This is a genomic window from Algoriphagus sp. (assembly GCF_029254265.1).
GTDB lineage: Bacteria > Bacteroidota > Bacteroidia > Cytophagales > Cyclobacteriaceae > Algoriphagus.
In genome coordinates this window covers 1-17143 of the sequence record NZ_JAQWXX010000040.1, presented here as the reverse complement: position 1 = coordinate 17143, position 17143 = coordinate 1, and the positions used below count along the sequence as shown (strand labels likewise).

Here is a 17143-nt window from a genome sequence, read left to right as displayed (position 1 = left end):
AAAGCCCCTGAATTAGCTTCAGAGGCCTTTATTTAGATTTTCACCAACTGTTTTCTCGAACATTTTTGTTCGGTAGCGGACAAATCAATTTGATTCATTCAGTTCTTTTTAAAACTTTCTGTACTTACCCTTCAAAAACTTATTTGCTTTTTTCTCTGCAAACTTGGCTTTTCTACTATCCCAATGAAGTGTCTCATTTGGGAAGCGACCAGCGATTACTCCCAAAAGGATGGTTTCTGTCAATCGAGCTGAATAATCAAAAGGAGCGGTTGTCTCGGTTTTTCCAAGACAAGCATCCACAAATTGGTGGTAGTGCTTTTTACTTTCGGAAGCATAATCTTTTACCGGTTTACCAAGATTGAAAGACTCGATATCCATTTCAACATATTTTCCGTCAACTATTTTCCGAGGCAATTGCTGGAAATGTGGAAGTAATAATCTTCCATTTTCTCCCAAAAACATAGCTCCTTGATCAGGAAGCTCATCTCCATTTGGCAAAATCAAATCCTCATGGGCTGGTGGTGCTCCTGGTCCATCGTACCATACCCACTTCAATGTTTCGGTAGTATACGGAGTTTGAGGGAATTCGTAAGTCACAACATTATTCACTGGATAGCCAAAACCATTAGGCTCCCTACATTCATTTACAATAGTGCGAGGGACATCAAGCTCAAGCGCGTTATAAGGAGTATCAAAAATATGTACACCCATATCACCCAAGGTTCCACATCCGTAATCAACTAATTGTCTCCAATTTCCAGGATGATAAACGTTTTCTTTATACGGTCGCTCAGCCGAAGTTCCTAACCAAAGGTTCCAGTCTAAAGTAGAAGGAACTGGATCACTTCCTACAGGTTCAGGACCGTCGTAGCCCCAATTTTTTGGAGACCAAGCACGGACGGTATGTACTTTTCCAATGATTCCAGATTGGATCAAAAGTGTAGCTAATTTGTAATCGTAAAAAGAATGAACCTGAATTCCCATCTGTGTGACAAGGTTTTTCTTTTTCGCCAAAGCCTTCATCTTTCGAGCTTCAGTCACATAATGCGTCAATGGTTTTTGACAATAAACGGGTTTATCCATCTTCATCGCCATCAGAGATGCCGGAGCATGGGTATGATCAGGTGTAGAAACAACCACTGCATCAACCGATTCTTCCATTTCTTTCAGCATAATGCGATAGTCCGAATAGGTTTTCGCATTAGGGAAAAGCTTCGATGCTGCAGCAAGATTATTGCTATCCACATCACAAAGGGCAGTAACATCTACCAATTCATGTGAAGAAATAGCCTTTAAATCCTCCATCCCCATATTTCCAACTCCAATATGTGCGGTACGAAGTCTACCTCCTGCTTTGACATTTGCAAGTGCAGCTGGGGTCAATGCTAATCCGAATAATCCAAGACCTGTTTTCTTGATGAAATCCCGTCGGTCGATAAATGTGAATTTTTTACTCATATCCTTCTTTGTTTAATTCTTATATATCTACAATTCCTTAATTCTAATATTTTTGAAATGGACTACATCTCCATGTCCCAAAAAGCCAATATGACCTCTATCACGCTGCAAGCCCGGATGTTCTTTTCCATCTAACGTTCCATTCTTACTAGCTTCCAGATAATCTCCCTCTAAGATCACTGTACCATTTAGAATCACTGTGATTTTGGGATGCTGGACGATTACTTCTTGCTGATTCCATTCTCCAACAGGTTTTAAAAAGCCTTTTTTGGCAGGAATTACCCCGTAGACAGAACCATGAAATTGGTATTCTTTCAGTCCATCGTATTTGGAAGCGGTGTTATCTAAGATCTGAATTTCCTTGCCTAAATAGGCCGCATCCCCTTCTAAAGGTGCATGAATACCTAGACCATTATTAGCGCCTGGGGTTAGCTGAAATTCAAAGCGGAGAATAAAGTCTCCATATTCCTTTTCAGTATAAAGATTCCCTCCACCCTTTCCTTTAGGATCAATAATAATTAGCCCATTTTCAGATCGATAAGACTCTTTATTACCAACCCAACCCTCTAGATTCTTCCCATTATAGAGTGGGGAAAAGCCTTTTTCATTTTTCATTTTTTGACCAAATGAAGCAAAAGAGAAAACGGAAAAAATTAAAATGAAAGTGACTAAGATGGGTTTATTCATAGGGTAATAAATTATTTTTCAAAAGCCATATGGAATCTCGCAGTTTATAATCACAGCTCTGTAAGTAGCTTAGGTAATGCTCGATTTCATTAGAAAAAAGAATTAACTAGGAGAAATTAATCTTCAATCTTATCTGCAAGATAACTTTTCAGAGGAAATTCTCTTCGAAAAACTTACTTAAAAATATTTATTACACCAGTGGATGTTTGTTGATTTTTTTGAAAAAGAAAACTTATGGATTAGCAAAACATCGCCAAGGGCTTATACCCTTGGACTATATTAAATCGTGACTATTCACTCGTCCTAAAACTTCCTGGTATACCCGACTCTTATCACCTGTGTCTCGTAGTAATCCGCGCTGGTGTAGCTAAAGTCATTTCCTTGAATAGTTCGATTGATTACCAAAGTATTGAATAGGTCTGTGGCATTAAAAAACAGTTCCCCTTTTCCATTTTGGATTGAACGCTTCAAACCTACATCTACCGAAAATCTAGAATCTATTCGGCCCTGTGGAATCAAATCCGGAGCGAGATAAATTACAGAAACTTGCCCACTCAGATTTTCTGAAAACTTGAATTTGGAATTCCACTTCACATTTCCTGAAAAGATCTCCTGTTTCTCAGCAGTGAAAGTATGTGGCTTTGGATATAAGTTTTCAACCGTAAACGCATCAATCTGATTATGATAGCCCGTCAGGTTTAAATCAAAAGTATACCAGTCGTTCACCTCTTGATTCCAAATCAATTCAATTCCGCTGTTATAGCTTTTATCTGCATTTTGGAAAATAGCATAGATCAATCGGCTGTCAGGTACGGTAGTCGAAATTCTGGTAATCGTACCATTGACCATCCGATGATAAATGGCGGAATAAAGATAGCCAGAGTTCCAACCTGCTTTCCATCCTAACTCAAATGAATTCGTGAATTGGGGCTGTAAAGCTGGATTTCCAACTTTGATAATCTCAGCATCATCGTATTTTGGAAAGATCCTGATATCCACTTCATTTGGTCGATCCACTCGGCGATTATAGGAAAAAGTCAACTTATTAAAATCATTGACTTTGTAGGAAATTCGGGTATTTGGGAATGGTTGGAAATACTGATAGCCATCGCTTTTATAAGTTGGATGATTTGGATTCACTTCGTAGTTCAGATTCACGTATTCCACTCTTAAGCCGATCTCAGCTTCGAGTTTCTTGGTTTCATAAATGTAATTGCCATAGACTGCAGGAATGGTTTCACGATACGTAGCCGCTCCACCAGCCAAGGAATCTATAGGCGAATTCAATCCTGGAAAAAACTGCATATTCGTAGGAATCCATCGTCTTCGAAGCTTCATACCCATTTCCAATTTACCTTGAGGCAATGGCTTCACATAGTCAAGTGTCCAATCCAAAACATTCTCATCTGACAATAACTTGAATGCATCTTGGCCAACAGAATTAGGAAGCGTATTGGTAAAGAAATACTGCTCATCCTCTCGGTGAAAAGTATAATTCATACCTGCAGAAAGGGTATGACCTGGATCAGAAAACTTGTGCTGAAAGGCCGCAGTGGCCATCACTGTAGTTTTCAACTCATCTTCCAAAAACTGCCAAAGTCTCAGTTGCTCTGTAAAATCTTCATTATAAAATGGCTGATCCCCTCGATCAATAATTTTCTCACTCCCGAAAAGTCCTGAAATCGTTAAGATATTCGAAGAATTAATCGTCCAATCTACTCCGGCCCGTGTGGTGAGAAAATTGGTATTCCGATTTCGTTTGAGCTGCTGATTGATCACCGTACCATCATCATAAGTTCGGATTACAAACTCATTCTTATTGAGTGTTTGGGTATAGAGATTATCCGCTTGGATGAAAAAATTCAAGTCTTTCTTTCTGAAATTCAGAGAAAGCGATGGGTTGATTTTAGGGGTGTTTTGATACTGAGGCCGAATACCCGGCAGATTTGCTTTCTTCTCCCACATTGCCCCAAGGCCTAGTGCTAATCCCACACTTCCATTTACACCTTGTTTTTGCTCTTTTTTAAGAATAATGTTGATGATTCCACCATTCCCATTTGCATCAAACTTAGCCGAAGGATTATTGATGATTTCGATTTTTTCCACGGCGGAAGCAGGCAGATTATCCAAGCCAGTTTGATTTCCAAATCCTGTCAAAGCGGTTTGCTTTCCATCAATTAATACAGTGATTCGATCATTTCCTCTGATCTGCACTTTCTCTTCCTGAACTGCTACCCCTGGCAAGTTTTGCATTGCTTGAAGCACGGATCCTCCAGATTGGCTGATATTTTCAGAAAGATCATAGGTCTTCTTATCCAGCTTGGTAGCAACTGCATCTTGCTGTCCGATAACCTCCACCTCGCCTAATTCCTGAATTGAAGTTTTCATCTGCAACTCTCCCAAATTTAAAAATGGAGAATTTGATCCGACAAAAACTGGGATAATTACAGATTCGAATCCTATAAAACTTGTTTCTAAAACGTACTCCCCTGATGGTACATCATTAAGGATAAATAAACCAGCTTCATCAGAAATCGAGCCCGTCACAAAAGTTGAGTCAATGTTTTTCTTTAGCAAAACATTCACATAGGGCAAAGGCTCTTGGGTAGTTTCATCAATGATTTTCCCGGAGAGCTTTACTTTTATGGATTGGGAAAACAGGTTGTTAAAACCTCCAAGGATTCCAAATATAAAAAAGAAAACCAAAATTGATTTTTTCATGAGGCATTGTATTCAAACATTCCAACACCTCAAAAATCGAAATAATTTAACCCGGGTAATCACCTCCTAAATAATTTAAGGAGAAAATAAGATCGGGTTAACAATTGTATCATCTTCACCCACGATTAAAAAAGTGGGCTAGAGAATACGGCTTTAATTTAAGAACCCGTCTTTTATTCTCCATCTGTTGTAATAGACCCTAAAATCTTATATCTGAAATCCTAAATCTAAAATCCACTCATTCGCTTTTCAGCACTTCCGCCGGATTGCTTTGCGAAGCGATGTAAGAATGGGTACCCACAATGATCAGACAGATCGCCATCACTCCAAGTCCTGCTGCAGCAAAGATCAGGTAAGGCATATCGATTCTTGTATTAAAGCCATTCAGCCAATCATTCAAGAAATAATAGGAAGGATAAATCGCCAATAAAAATGCGATTCCTACTAAAATCACATAGTCCTTGGAAATCAAAAATAAGATCTGCTGCAAGGTGGCTCCCAGCACTTTCCGGATACTGATTTCCTTGGTTCGCTGTGCTATAGTGAAGGAAGAAAGTCCAAATAAACCCATACAGCTGATCAAGATTGCCAAGCCACAGGCAAAGCCCAAGACATTTCTGATTTTAAGATCTTCTTCGTAAAACTTCTCAATCTGAGTATCCAGAAAACTAAATGAAGCCTCCTCATTTGGATAAATCGATTCATAAATATTCTCCAGATTTTGCTTGGCTTCTGCCAAATTTTGATCGCTGTTAAGTTTCACACTCACCGTTTGGAAGTAAGTTGGTTCCCGCTTCATCAGCATGGGTCTAATCTCTTCGCGCAATGTTCTCGAATGAAAATTTCCAATAACACCTATAATCCTAAATTCCTTTCCACCGTGTCGGATCTGCAACCCAATTGCTTCCTCTTTTGAGCTAAAACCAGCTTCTTTGAGGAAATTTTCATTGACAATCAGTTCGTCATCACTTTTGATCGCAGCAGTTCCTGCCAACAGCGAAATTCCATTTACTCGTACAAAAGCGGAATCCACATTCATCACTTGGACATAAATTTGCTTTTCGGTAGTATCCACAGGAACGTAGGCATCCGAAGTCCAAAGACTGTTGGACGACACCAAACTCCCGCTCAAACTCGCTGCGTCCACCGCAGATTCTTGGTTTAAGCGATTCTGAAGTTGGAGCATTTTATCTGGATCAGACATAAATGGTAACCCAGAATAAAGCACTGCATCTTTTTCAAAACCAAGGGGTTGGCTCGTTACAAATTTGAGTTGCGAATTCAGAACCAAGACCAAAATGATAAAGGCTATGGAAGATGCAAATTGAAGCACCGTTAGATTTTTCCGAAGAAAAGCTCCCATTGAAAATTTCCCCGATTTTGAAAATTCACCTTTCAAAGCCCGCTGAGCTTGGTATCCGGATAAAATCAAAGAGGGATAAATGCCTGTCACCAAGGTGAGCGTAAGGGGAAAAGCCAAATAGAAAATCAAATTGACATTCGATAAAAACTCCAAATTGAAATCCTGAGGGAGGTAACTGGCAAATGAAAGCCGAAGCCCTTCTACAAAAACCATCGCAAATAAGGTGCTCAGTAAAACTAATAAAAAGGTCTCAGTCAAGAATTGAAGGATCAACTCTCCTCTACTCCCCCCTATTGTCTTTCTGATTCCCACTTCCTTTGCCCGGTTGATAGCTTGGGCAGTTTCAAGATTGATAAAATTCAAACTTGCTAAAACCAGAATAATCAAGCCGATAAAAATCAATCCTTTTAAGAAGACTTTGGAGACATGATCATCTGCATAGTTTTGAGAGAAATGCATTTCTGCCAAGGGCTCTGCAAAAAAACTTGTCTTTGAGTCATCGTCTAATTCAAAATGCTTTTCTACCAGAGATGTAAAAGCTTTATCAATAGATTCGAGGTCAACATTTGGGTCAAGTTTTACAAAAAGCTGTGAACTCGAGTTGACAGAACCCCAAATATGAAGTCCATACCATTCTTTAAGTGCTTCAGTTTGAATGGTGCTTAGGGAAATGAAGTCCTGGAAAATGAAATCAGAATTCTCAGTATAGTCCGTAACAACACCAGTGATCATTGCCGGAATGCTATCTGCTTCTACAAACAAAAGCTCCTTTCCCAAAACATCAGCAGCTTCTGATCCTGGAAAATATTTATGAAGACTTACCTCGGAAATCACCAGACTGTTTGGCTTTTCTAATGCAGTTTTGGGATCGCCGGCCAACCAAGTTCTAGGGAAAATCTCAAAGAAACCTCCATCGGCATAAGTCACAAAATTAGATCTACCAAATGTCCGATTGTTGGAAGGGTCAGCTACCAAAGTCTGATATCCGGTATATAATCTTCCTTTCTGTGCTATACCCGGGATTTCATCTTGAATCACCTCTCCCAATGGACCTGGAGTACCGGAATTAGGAAAAGCTCCCCCATCGCCCCAATCCGTCAAAGTATTGATGCGATATATCCGCTCTACATCAGGGTGAAATCGATCAAAGCTATAGGAATGGGTGACCACATTGAAAATCAAAAAACAGATCGCAATCCCAATCGAAAGCCCTAAAATATGGATTGCAGATCTTACCTTATTTCTGAAAACATTTCTCCAAGCGATTTTTAAGTAGTTTTTAAGCATGGTTTCTTTTGATTATAAAATTTGAAGATTAAAAAATTCTAAAATTCTAATAAACATCTGACATCTAAATTCATCATTCGATATTCCTAGACTTCATCATTCGAAATTCCTCATTCGATATTTTTCATTTCTAAATCCACGTTCAACTCTATCACGAATCCTGTAAATCGCAATTTCTAAATTGTAAATCCTCTCATTCATCCATCATTCGCTTTTCAGGCTTTTAACCGGATTGGCAATAGCTGCTTTAATTGATTGAAAGCTTACTGTTAGCAAGGCCAATAGCAAAGCAAAACCTCCTGCAATTCCTACGATCCACCATTCAAAACTGATCCGGTAGGCATAGTCTTCTAGCCATTGGTTGACGGCAAACCATGAAATCGGAACAGCAAGGAGAATTGCCCAAAAGACCGGCATAACGAAATCTTTGGAAAGCAGCATCACCACTTTAGCGACTGATGCACCTAATACTTTGCGAATTCCTATTTCCTTAACCCGCTGCTCGGTGGCAAATGAGGCCAAACCAAACAAGCCCAAGCAGGAAATCAAAATGGAAAGTATGGTTAGCAAGCCTACGATGTAATTCACCGTGCGGTCGGCTCGATACAATTCCTCAAAATGGGAATTCAGAAAACTGTATTCGAACTCTCTTTCCGGAAAATGCTGATTCCAAACAGTTTCGATAGCCGCAATTGCCTCGTTGGCTTGTGAGCCGTTGATTTTGACAGAAATCTCAGCATAGCCCCAGTTTTCCTCACGGACCAGAAATAGCGTTTCGATTTTGTGATGGAGTGAATTAAAATTGAAGTCTCTTACTACCCCGACGATCTGACCCAATGAATCTGCCCAACCAAATCCAAAAGGTTTGCCGATTAAAGATTCCAAAGTTGCATTTTGGCTTTCCGCAGCAAGTAATTCTTTGGCTAAGGATTCATTGATGATAAAGCCCTTACCGCTTTCGGCCTTGTTTTCGGGAATAAAGTTTCTCCCTGCTACCAATTCCATTTGGTAAAGACTGACAAAGTCGGGATCCACGACCAGATGGGAAGTCGAAAGCTCACGGGTATCTTCTTTTCCTTCAAAAATCATAGAGGTCTGGTGCAGGTTATTCCCCAGTCTCTGACCTGAAGCTGATACACTTTGAACCGAAGAGTTGCTCAGAAGTTGCTGTTTGAAAGGTCCATACTTTTCGATCGGCTGATTGCCAAAGGGGATCGTCAAAATTTGGTCATAGGCAAAACCCAAGTCTTTCGCCTGCATGTAGCGCAATTGCCTGCTCGCAAAAATGGTGGAGATGATCAAGAATATCGCAGCTGAAAACTGCACCACCACAAGCGTAGTCCTAAATCCTGATTTATTCCCAATCTTCAAATCTGCGCCTTTCAATATTCCCGCAGGTCGGAAACCAGATAGGTACAAGGCTGGGTAAAGTCCAGACAAGATCCCAATCAAAACCGCTCCGGAAAGGATATAAATCAAAGTTAATGGTTCCGATAGAATCGGAAATACGAGGGATCGCTGACTGAATTGATTGAGTGAAGGAAGGAAAAACCCAACCAACACCAAGGCAAAAAACATCGCTATCAAACTGATAAATACCGATTCACCTATGAATTGGAAATAAAGATTGGATTTTGTGGCGCCTGACACTTTTCTCACCCCGATTTCCATGGCGCGATTGATGGATTTAGCGGTGGAGAGATTGACAAAATTGAGCGCAGCAATCACCATGACCAGGATCGCGATGTAAAAAAAGATGCGGGTGTAGGCTTTGTCGAACTTCTGAAAATTGAGGTAATCATGTGTGATATCCGAGGATCCGGCATGAACCTCACTCAATGGCTGAAGAAACAACTCATAGTCATCTGCTTCTCTTTCATCCATGTGGGAAAGAAGATAATCCGGAAACTTCTTCTCCAACTCTTCAATATTCACATCCTCTCCCAATTCTAGGTAAGTCGTCAGCCAATTGCCTCCCCAGTTTTCTATCGCTTGTGGACCAACATAGCTATTGAATGAGCTCAGTGCATTAAACTGCAAATGGGAGTTTTCTGGAAAGTTTTCCATTACCCCGGTCACGGAGTAAGAAACAGTGTCTTGCTCGGAAAGCGTTAGAACCTCACCGAGAGCCGGTTTACTTCCGAAGATTTTCTCTGCACTTTCCCGAGTCAAAACTATACTGAAGGGATCCTTCAGAGCAGTTTCCGGATTTCCTTCGATAAGTTTAAAATCAAAAAGCTGGAAAAAGGAAGAGTCCGCCCAAACGGTTTTTGAAAGAATGGTCTCTTTATTTTCATTTTTCACCTTGAATTCACCAGCCAAACTAAGTCGTGTAAAATTCTTGATCTCGGGGAATTCCTCCAAAAGCGTTGGCCCCATGGGATACATGGATAGGGCTACCTTTTGGGGAGCGACCATTCCCTCCCAATTCTGAACTTCATTTAGCCGATAAATATTTTTGGTGTGAAATCGATCAAAATCCCGTTCATAATTCACAAAAAGCATAATCAATATGCAGACCGTCATACCGATGGACAAACCTGAAATATTTACAAAGGAATAAAGCTTATTTCTAAGCAGGTTCCTCCAAGCGATTTTTAAGTAGTTTTTGAGCATGGTATTCGTCATTACGAGGATTTATTCCTCTGATTTTTTTATATTTTTTTTCAAATCCGAAGCAATCTGAACCGTCAATGACAGGGTATTACTTCTATTCAATATTCGAGGACAGTCTCTTTCGTCATTGCGAGGAAATAAGCGACTCATCCTTGTAATAATATTTTTCCATTTCCGAAGCAATCTGCTTCCTCCAACAGATTGCTTCAATCTTTGAGTTGTTTGCCTATTTCCACAATCGGAAAAAAGATCTCGCAATGACGTTTTCAGACATCATAAATCCCTCATTCGTCCTTCAGTGTCTCCACCGGATTCATCTGTGTGGCTCGGTAAGATTGTGCTGAGACAATCAAGAGCGTGAATCCTATTCCTCCTATTCCAAGCATTGCAAAGCTGATCCAAGAAGGCCATTCTTTTATGGCAAACTGAGAAATCCAATCTTGCATCAAATACAGGCTCAGCGGTAATGCGAAGAACACACCTATCAAAGTGATAATTAAAAACTCTTTATTAAACATCCAGCTGATACTCCAACTGGAAGCGCCAAGGACTTTTCGGATCCCGATCTCTTTGGTCCGTCCTGAAATACTAAGTGCTACTAAAGCAAATAATCCCATCGCTGCAATTAGAATCGCTATTCCAGCCGCAAGGAAAACCATTTTCCCCAAGCGCTCATCTGCTTTGTATTGCTCTTGTACGGTCTCATCCATAAAGTTAAAAGAGAAGGCTTCGGATGGAAAAGTCTTTTTCCACTCACTTTCCAAAACTGCTTTAAATGCTTCAAAGTCTGTCCCAGAACCTTTCACTAGCACCTTTGGATTAGTCGTGGATTGAATCATCAATCTATTAATTCCACTAAAAGCTATTTTTGGACTTTTAGCAATAAGAACCGGTTCAATTTCTTTATAGAGTGAAGAGTGATGGAAGTCTTTAACTACACCAACTATTTGATGTGGATCAAAGCGGCTGGGATCTAGTATTTCCTTCGTAGGATCATCCCAATTCATAGCTTGAGCAAATGCTTCATTAATTAAAAAAGCTGCAGAATCAGCCCCAGGAGCTGGATCCAAATCGCGCCCTTCCAAGATTTCAAAACCTAATGTTTTCACATAATCACCCCCTACGAAATTGATCCTGTAGTTAAAGCTTTTGCCATCCTCCAATGGAAATCCAGCCTGCCAAAATGCATTATCTCCATAAGTCGCAATGGAAATCCCTGCTGATTGCACCTCCGATCTCCGAATCAATGCTTGGCGATATAGCTCGGCTTGTTTGAAACTTTCCTCTACAGAAGTCTCAAAACTCTTAGATGGGAAATCGGGCACATCCACCATCAAAACCATCTCCTGATCAAAACCCAAATCAAAGGTTCGAATGGCATTCATCTGATTTACCATGATCAATGTCGCAGCAATCAGTAAGAAGGAGATGAAAAATTGAAATGCGACCAAGCCTTTTCGAAGTGCCTGCTTTCCAAAATTCATCGACAGATTCCCTTTCAAAACCTTTATGGGCTTCAAGCTCGACATGAATAGTGCTGGATATGCTCCAGCCAGAGCAGTGATCAATAGGATCAAACCAATTAGAATCCCGATCTGGGAAGGACCATAGATTAGGTTTAATTCCTTTTCAAAAAGCTCATTGAATGTAGGCAAAAGCACTTCTGCCAAAATCAACCCAAATACCAATGCAAGTAGCGTAGTCAAAAAGGCTTCAGTCAAAAATTGGAAAATCAGTTGCTTAAAGTCTGCCCCCATCGTTTTCCGAACCCCAACTTCTTTAGCTCGAGTAGTCGCCCGACCGATAGCCATGGTGGTAAAATTGATACTAGCTATTAACAAAATTAAAAATGCAATTCCACCTAGGATTAAAAGCAACTTCGGTTTGGTGACTTCCACCATGCCCTCAGTTTCCACATCCGTCAAGTGCATGTCGCGAATTGGCTCCAATGTGAAATAATATTCTCCCTGCTTATAATCCTCACCCAGAACTTTCTTCATCATCGCCTCCATTCCTGCCTCCACATTTTGCTCTAGAGATGCATCTGAAAGCTTTACATAAGTCTCTCCAAAAATATTAAACCAGTTGGTCAGAGACTCTTCATCGAAAGAATAAGAGAGGTTTTCGTCATTGAGCAGAATTTCAAATTTGATACTCGAGTTTTCTGGAATGTCTTTTAATAAGCCAGTGACTTGGTAGCTTTCAAAGTTTTCACCCATCTTCAACCGGATTGATTTTCCGATTGGGTTTTCATCGGCAAAGAATTTTTTCGCGGTCTCTTCGGTAATTACTGCGCTGTATTTATCAGCCAGTACCTGACTTTTATTTCCTTGGATTAATTCAAAATCAAAAATCTCCAAGAAGGTAGGACTCACCATCATGAAAGTTTGAAAATCAGTATTTTCATCAGTAATATAAGCTTGAACGCCCCCACCAACCATGCGTGTTACTTTTTCAATTTCCGGGAATTCAGCTGCTAAAGTCGGAGCGGTGATTGCAGGTGAAGAATAGCTTTCTCGGAAAGTACCCTCAATCATTTCAAACCGTTTTATCCTAAAAACCTTTTCCCCATCTGCATGGAAAGAATCAAAACTCATCTCTTGCTGCACAAAAAAGAAAATCAGAATACTGACTCCCAGTCCAAGCGACAATCCGATCAAGTTAATTCCTGTATGAAGCTTATGCTTCAGGAGGTTTCTTACGGCGATTTTAAAGTAGTTTTTGAGCATAAATGTGAAAAGTTTCTTTGGATCATTCCTGTGTATTCCAGTTCTGTACCAGTTGAAAAGTGCCTAAAAAAGTCAGAAACGCCTATTTTTGAATTCACTGGATCAAAACCTCGGACATTTTTGTTCGATATCGGGCAAAACCCGCCTTCCGCTCATTGAAGGACCCGACATTTCTAATGGAAGTACTGGCTAAAAGAATTAATTGCCACTGGATTTAACCCTAAACTTTTCATCAAAAAAGGATACAGATTCAGCTGTTCAAAGCATCCCCATTATCAAAAAAAAAGCGTAAGCATGATGCTTACGCTTTCAAATTCACTTTAATACTTCGATCACTTTTTGGGAGAAATCAGATACATTCTTCTCAGGTTATATTCTGCGATCAGTGTCGCATTTTCAAATACATTTTCGAACTGTTTTTTCAATTGGTTTGTATCCCCGTAAAATTGGGCTACAATATTGAGTTTGTCGTCTACCAAGGTAATGGATGGCAGCTCAGGCACATCATTGATTTTAAGTGTGAAATCCAGCGGCTTTTCTTCTGAATAATTGCTCGTAGAGTCTGTAGCCTTCAGCGTAGTCGCCTCTACCCCAGCCAAAGTGGCTAGCCCTAAAAAAAGCAGGAAAGATGCCTTTTTCAGATTCATTACTTGGTTGATTTTCCATTTGCTCAATAAATTATGAGTTTTCATCTTCAATTGGTTTTGTTTTCAAGGAGTAGCAACGACATTTTTTGCAACAAGGTTACATAACAAATCTTTAAGCAAGAAGACCTCCTTAGTAATCCAAAATAAAATTTATGTATATCCGCTTTTCAGCCAGTAAAAGATCTCAAAGCAGCAAATAATAAGTTAAACTCTAGATTTTAGGCCGCTTCGGTCATCCGTCATCGGTCTTCCAGCCCAAAAATCAAATGAAATTTCCCTACTCCCTTAATTCCGAAAACTCATATTTTCTAATCTAAAATCACATTCCCAACCTCCTCATCACCAATTCATCAATTTTTTCATAGAGTTGTTTTGGGTGACGGGTTCTCCACCCAACGTCGTTTAGCTTCCCTCCCATGACCAAGTATCGATCGATGCCATATTTACACATCTCGGTAAATACATGATCCCGCAAGTTTAATACAGCAATCCAGCCATCTTCTAATTCATCTTGCCATTCATCGTAATAATCATCTGAATCCAAATCAGCGTGAAAGTTGAGCACATTTTCACAAATCAAGATGTATTTAGTAATCCCTTCTGCGATCATTAACTCAATCACTCCTCGCTTTAGCGTCATGATATCGTTATGCAAAAGATCATTCCATTCTCCCATCAGTTCGATTACTGCAAAACCATCCTCGTAGTCCGCATAAATTACCTTTAGAAAAAGTGTTTCGCTGCCGATATTATCCCATTGCGGGTGAATCAAAAAATTATAAATCTGATCTGTGAATTGAACCTCACTGTTCTCATAACCGAAAAATGGGGACTGAGGGTCTTCAGAAGCTATATAGCTATTACGCCAGTTATAATAAGGTTCGATGGTATGCATGCGACGTTAACCATATTTCCATGGCTTTGGTTGCACTCAGCAATTAAGGTTTCGATTGTGAGTTGTGAGTTGTCGAATCTTGGTTCTCAGATCTTGATTCTCGGATCTTGGCTTTGCCGATTTTCAGCTTTCTTACTTTAAATCCTATATCCTAAATCTTATATCTTATATCATCTCACTCGCTTTTCAAGCTTTCCACAGGATTCATCATTGCAGATCGAATCGATTGGAAACTCACGGTGATCATTGCAATCATCAAAGCCACCAAACCAGTCACAGCAAAATACCACCATTTCAGTTCGATTTTGAAGGCGAAATTCTCCAGCCAGGCATTTGACAAATAGAGACTGAGCGGAATAGAAATCAGAATTGCCAGTAAAACTGTCTTTCCAAAATCCTTCGAAAGCAAGGTCACAATACTCCAATCGCTTGCACCCATTGTCTTTCGAATGCCAATTTCCTTTGTTCGTTGCTCTGTCATAAAAGTGGTAAGTCCATACAAACCAAGACAAGCTATAATTATTGCCAACAAGGCAAAACCTATGATGATGTTTGCTACACGCTCTTCCTTCTCATAATTCCGCTGAAAATCCTGATCCAAAAATGAATAGATAAAAGGATCAGCAATGTTGACTTTTCCCCAGATGGACTCGGCAGTGGCTAGCACTTCGTCCGTATTTGGTCCTGCAAAATTAGCGATCAGGTATCCGCCTCTATTTTCTTTGATAAAAGCGTAAGGATTAATCTTCGTGTGAAGACTTTGATAATTAAAATCCTTTACCACACCTACGATTTCCAATGTATTCAACTCCCCTTTCCAATCGAAGTGGACCTTTCTTCCAACCGCCTCACCCACTTCATATCCCAAGGATTTTAAAGCTGACTCATTCAAAATAATCATTGGATATTCCGAGGTATATTCTTCCGTAAAAGATCTTCCTTCCAGTAGCTGAAATCCGAGTGTCTCTACAAAATCATCGCCTACAAAAGCATTGGTGATATTGACTACATCGTCAACAGTCTTACCATCTGCATAATACATCATGCTCTCAATGCTCTCAATGCCGGGATAAGTCGTTGCCAAGGTCACAGATTTCACACTTGAATTTTGCAACAAACCAGCTTTGAGCACATCATACTTTGAAACAGCATCCTCGCTCTTGAGCGGTAAGATCAATTGCTGCTCTTTATTAAAGCCTAGGTCTTGATCTTGGACAAAGTCCAACTGATTCTTGATCACAAAAACCATCAAGATCAGACAAGCTGAAATAGCAAACTGGAAAACAACAAGTACCTGACGAAGTGAAAAACCAGACAATCTTCCCCTGAATTTCCCTTTCAAAACAGCACTTGGCGTAAATGCCGATAGGAAAAAAGCAGGATAAGTTCCGGCAAGCAAGCCCGCTACAATAGCCAACAAGAAGATCGCAATTAAAGGAAACGATCGTTGGTATAAATCGAGTTCTTTGCCTGTCAAGTCATTGAAATAAGGCATCAAAAATGAAGCGAGAAGAAAAGCTATAATCAATCCAATCAATGAAACTAGCATAGATTCTCCCAAAAACTGTCTAACCAATTCTCTTTTATTCGCGCCTAGTAGTTTCCGAATCCCCACTTCCTTCGATCGCTTTTCGGATCGGGCCGTGGCCAAATTCATAAAGTTGATACAAGCGATCAAAAGAATAAAACCAGCAACTGACCCAAATACATAAAGCGTGGTGACATTTCCGGTAGCACCTAGTTCATATTCTATATTGGAGTGTAGGTAAATATCTTGCAGAGGTTGCAAAAACAGACTTTTCTCCACTCCCATAGCCTTCAAATCAGCCGCTCCATGCTTGTCAAAAAAAGCAGGAAGCTTGGCTTCAAAAACGTTGGGTTCAGTAGTTGGCTTTAGCTTCACATAGGTGTAAAAGATATTGTTAGCCGCCCAACTTGTCATGCGCTTGACTCCATTTCCAATGTCATTATTTTCCATCGACAGAAAATAATTCGCATCGATATGGGATTGCCGGTTGCGATCTTCAAATACTCCCGTAATGGTATAATCGAAGTCACCAAAAGGCAGACCGATAGTTATTGGCTGATTTAAAGGATCGGTTTCTCCAAAAAACTTTTCAGCAAGTGAAGCAGATAGAATAACCGAATTAGGAGCTTTTAAAGCGTTAGAGGGAAGACCACTTATAAACTCATAATCGATTACATCAAAAAAGGTGGAATCCACATAGTACCCTTTGGTCTCATAAAATTGCTTGATCTCCCCGTTGCTTTCACTTTTCAGAAGCATTTGGTCCAATTCTGGAAACTTCATGATCCGTGTAGAATTTTCTACTTCCTCAAAATCATTTTTCAATCCTTCTGCCAGCGGTCCAGGACTTCCTGCCCATTTGGTGTCGGAAGTTTCCAAGGCTACACGGTAAATTCGATCTCCATCTTTGATGTTTTGATCGTACGCCAATTCATCAAAAATAAATAACCCGATCAGCAAACATGCCGCCAAGCCTACAGCCATCCCCAACACATTGATCACTGTAAGCGATTTATGCTTTTTGAGGTTTCTAAGAGAAATTTTGAAGTTATTTCGCAACATGGGTTTTTAAAATTATTAGATCCACAGAAATCTGTCATTCCCTGATATAGGTTGACCGTTTTAAAGCTACTTGAAAAATGCTAAAAACGGGAAAAAGGATCAATCCATACCGGAAGTATTCTGAAGAATTCAAGCGTAAATTGGTAGATG

Annotated in this window: 9 protein-coding genes; all 9 read right to left on the bottom strand. The window is 40.0% G+C overall.

Going from position 1 to position 17143, the window contains the following annotated elements; translation table 11 throughout:
- Nucleotides 1-108 precede the first annotated feature (108 nt).
- The 9 genes from P8O16_RS05300 to P8O16_RS05260 all read right to left on the bottom strand — a co-directional run bounded on the left by P8O16_RS05300 (nt 109) and on the right by P8O16_RS05260 (nt 16993).
- Nucleotides 109-1458, bottom strand: coding sequence for a Gfo/Idh/MocA family oxidoreductase (locus P8O16_RS05300; protein WP_300311600.1), 1350 nt, complete (start codon nt 1456-1458; stop codon nt 109-111).
- A 27-nt stretch (nt 1459-1485) separates the two neighbouring features.
- Nucleotides 1486-2073, bottom strand: a complete 588-nt coding sequence (locus P8O16_RS05295; RefSeq protein WP_300311598.1) for a DUF1080 domain-containing protein — start codon at nt 2071-2073, stop codon at nt 1486-1488.
- 375 nt (nt 2074-2448) lie between these two features.
- Nucleotides 2449-4866, bottom strand: a complete 2418-nt coding sequence (locus P8O16_RS05290; protein ID WP_300311596.1) for an outer membrane beta-barrel family protein — start codon at nt 4864-4866, stop codon at nt 2449-2451.
- Nucleotides 4867-5104: 238 nt separating this feature from the next.
- The gene (locus tag P8O16_RS05285) at nt 5105-7516 is read right to left on the bottom strand and encodes an ABC transporter permease (RefSeq protein WP_300311594.1); all 2412 of its coding nucleotides are present in this window, start codon (nt 7514-7516) and stop codon (nt 5105-5107) included.
- A 204-nt stretch (nt 7517-7720) separates the two neighbouring features.
- Nucleotides 7721-10144: an ABC transporter permease gene (locus P8O16_RS05280; RefSeq protein WP_300311592.1), complete on the bottom strand. Its 2424-nt coding sequence runs from the start codon at nt 10142-10144 to the stop codon at nt 7721-7723.
- A gap of 272 nt (nt 10145-10416) precedes the next feature.
- The gene (locus P8O16_RS05275) at nt 10417-12861 is read right to left on the bottom strand and encodes an ABC transporter permease (protein ID WP_300311590.1); all 2445 of its coding nucleotides are present in this window, start codon (nt 12859-12861) and stop codon (nt 10417-10419) included.
- A 332-nt stretch (nt 12862-13193) separates the two neighbouring features.
- A complete protein-coding gene (locus P8O16_RS05270) occupies nt 13194-13553 on the bottom strand; it encodes a hypothetical protein (RefSeq protein WP_300311588.1) in 360 nt (119 codons plus the stop codon).
- Nucleotides 13554-13827: 274 nt separating this feature from the next.
- Nucleotides 13828-14403 carry a hypothetical protein gene (locus tag P8O16_RS05265; RefSeq protein ID WP_300311586.1) on the bottom strand — a complete coding sequence of 192 codons (576 nt, stop codon included), beginning with the start codon at nt 14401-14403 and terminating at the stop codon, nt 13828-13830.
- Between the two features lie 175 nt (nt 14404-14578).
- Nucleotides 14579-16993, bottom strand: coding sequence for an ABC transporter permease (locus tag P8O16_RS05260; RefSeq protein WP_300311584.1), 2415 nt, complete (start codon nt 16991-16993; stop codon nt 14579-14581).
- Nucleotides 16994-17143 lie beyond the last annotated feature (150 nt).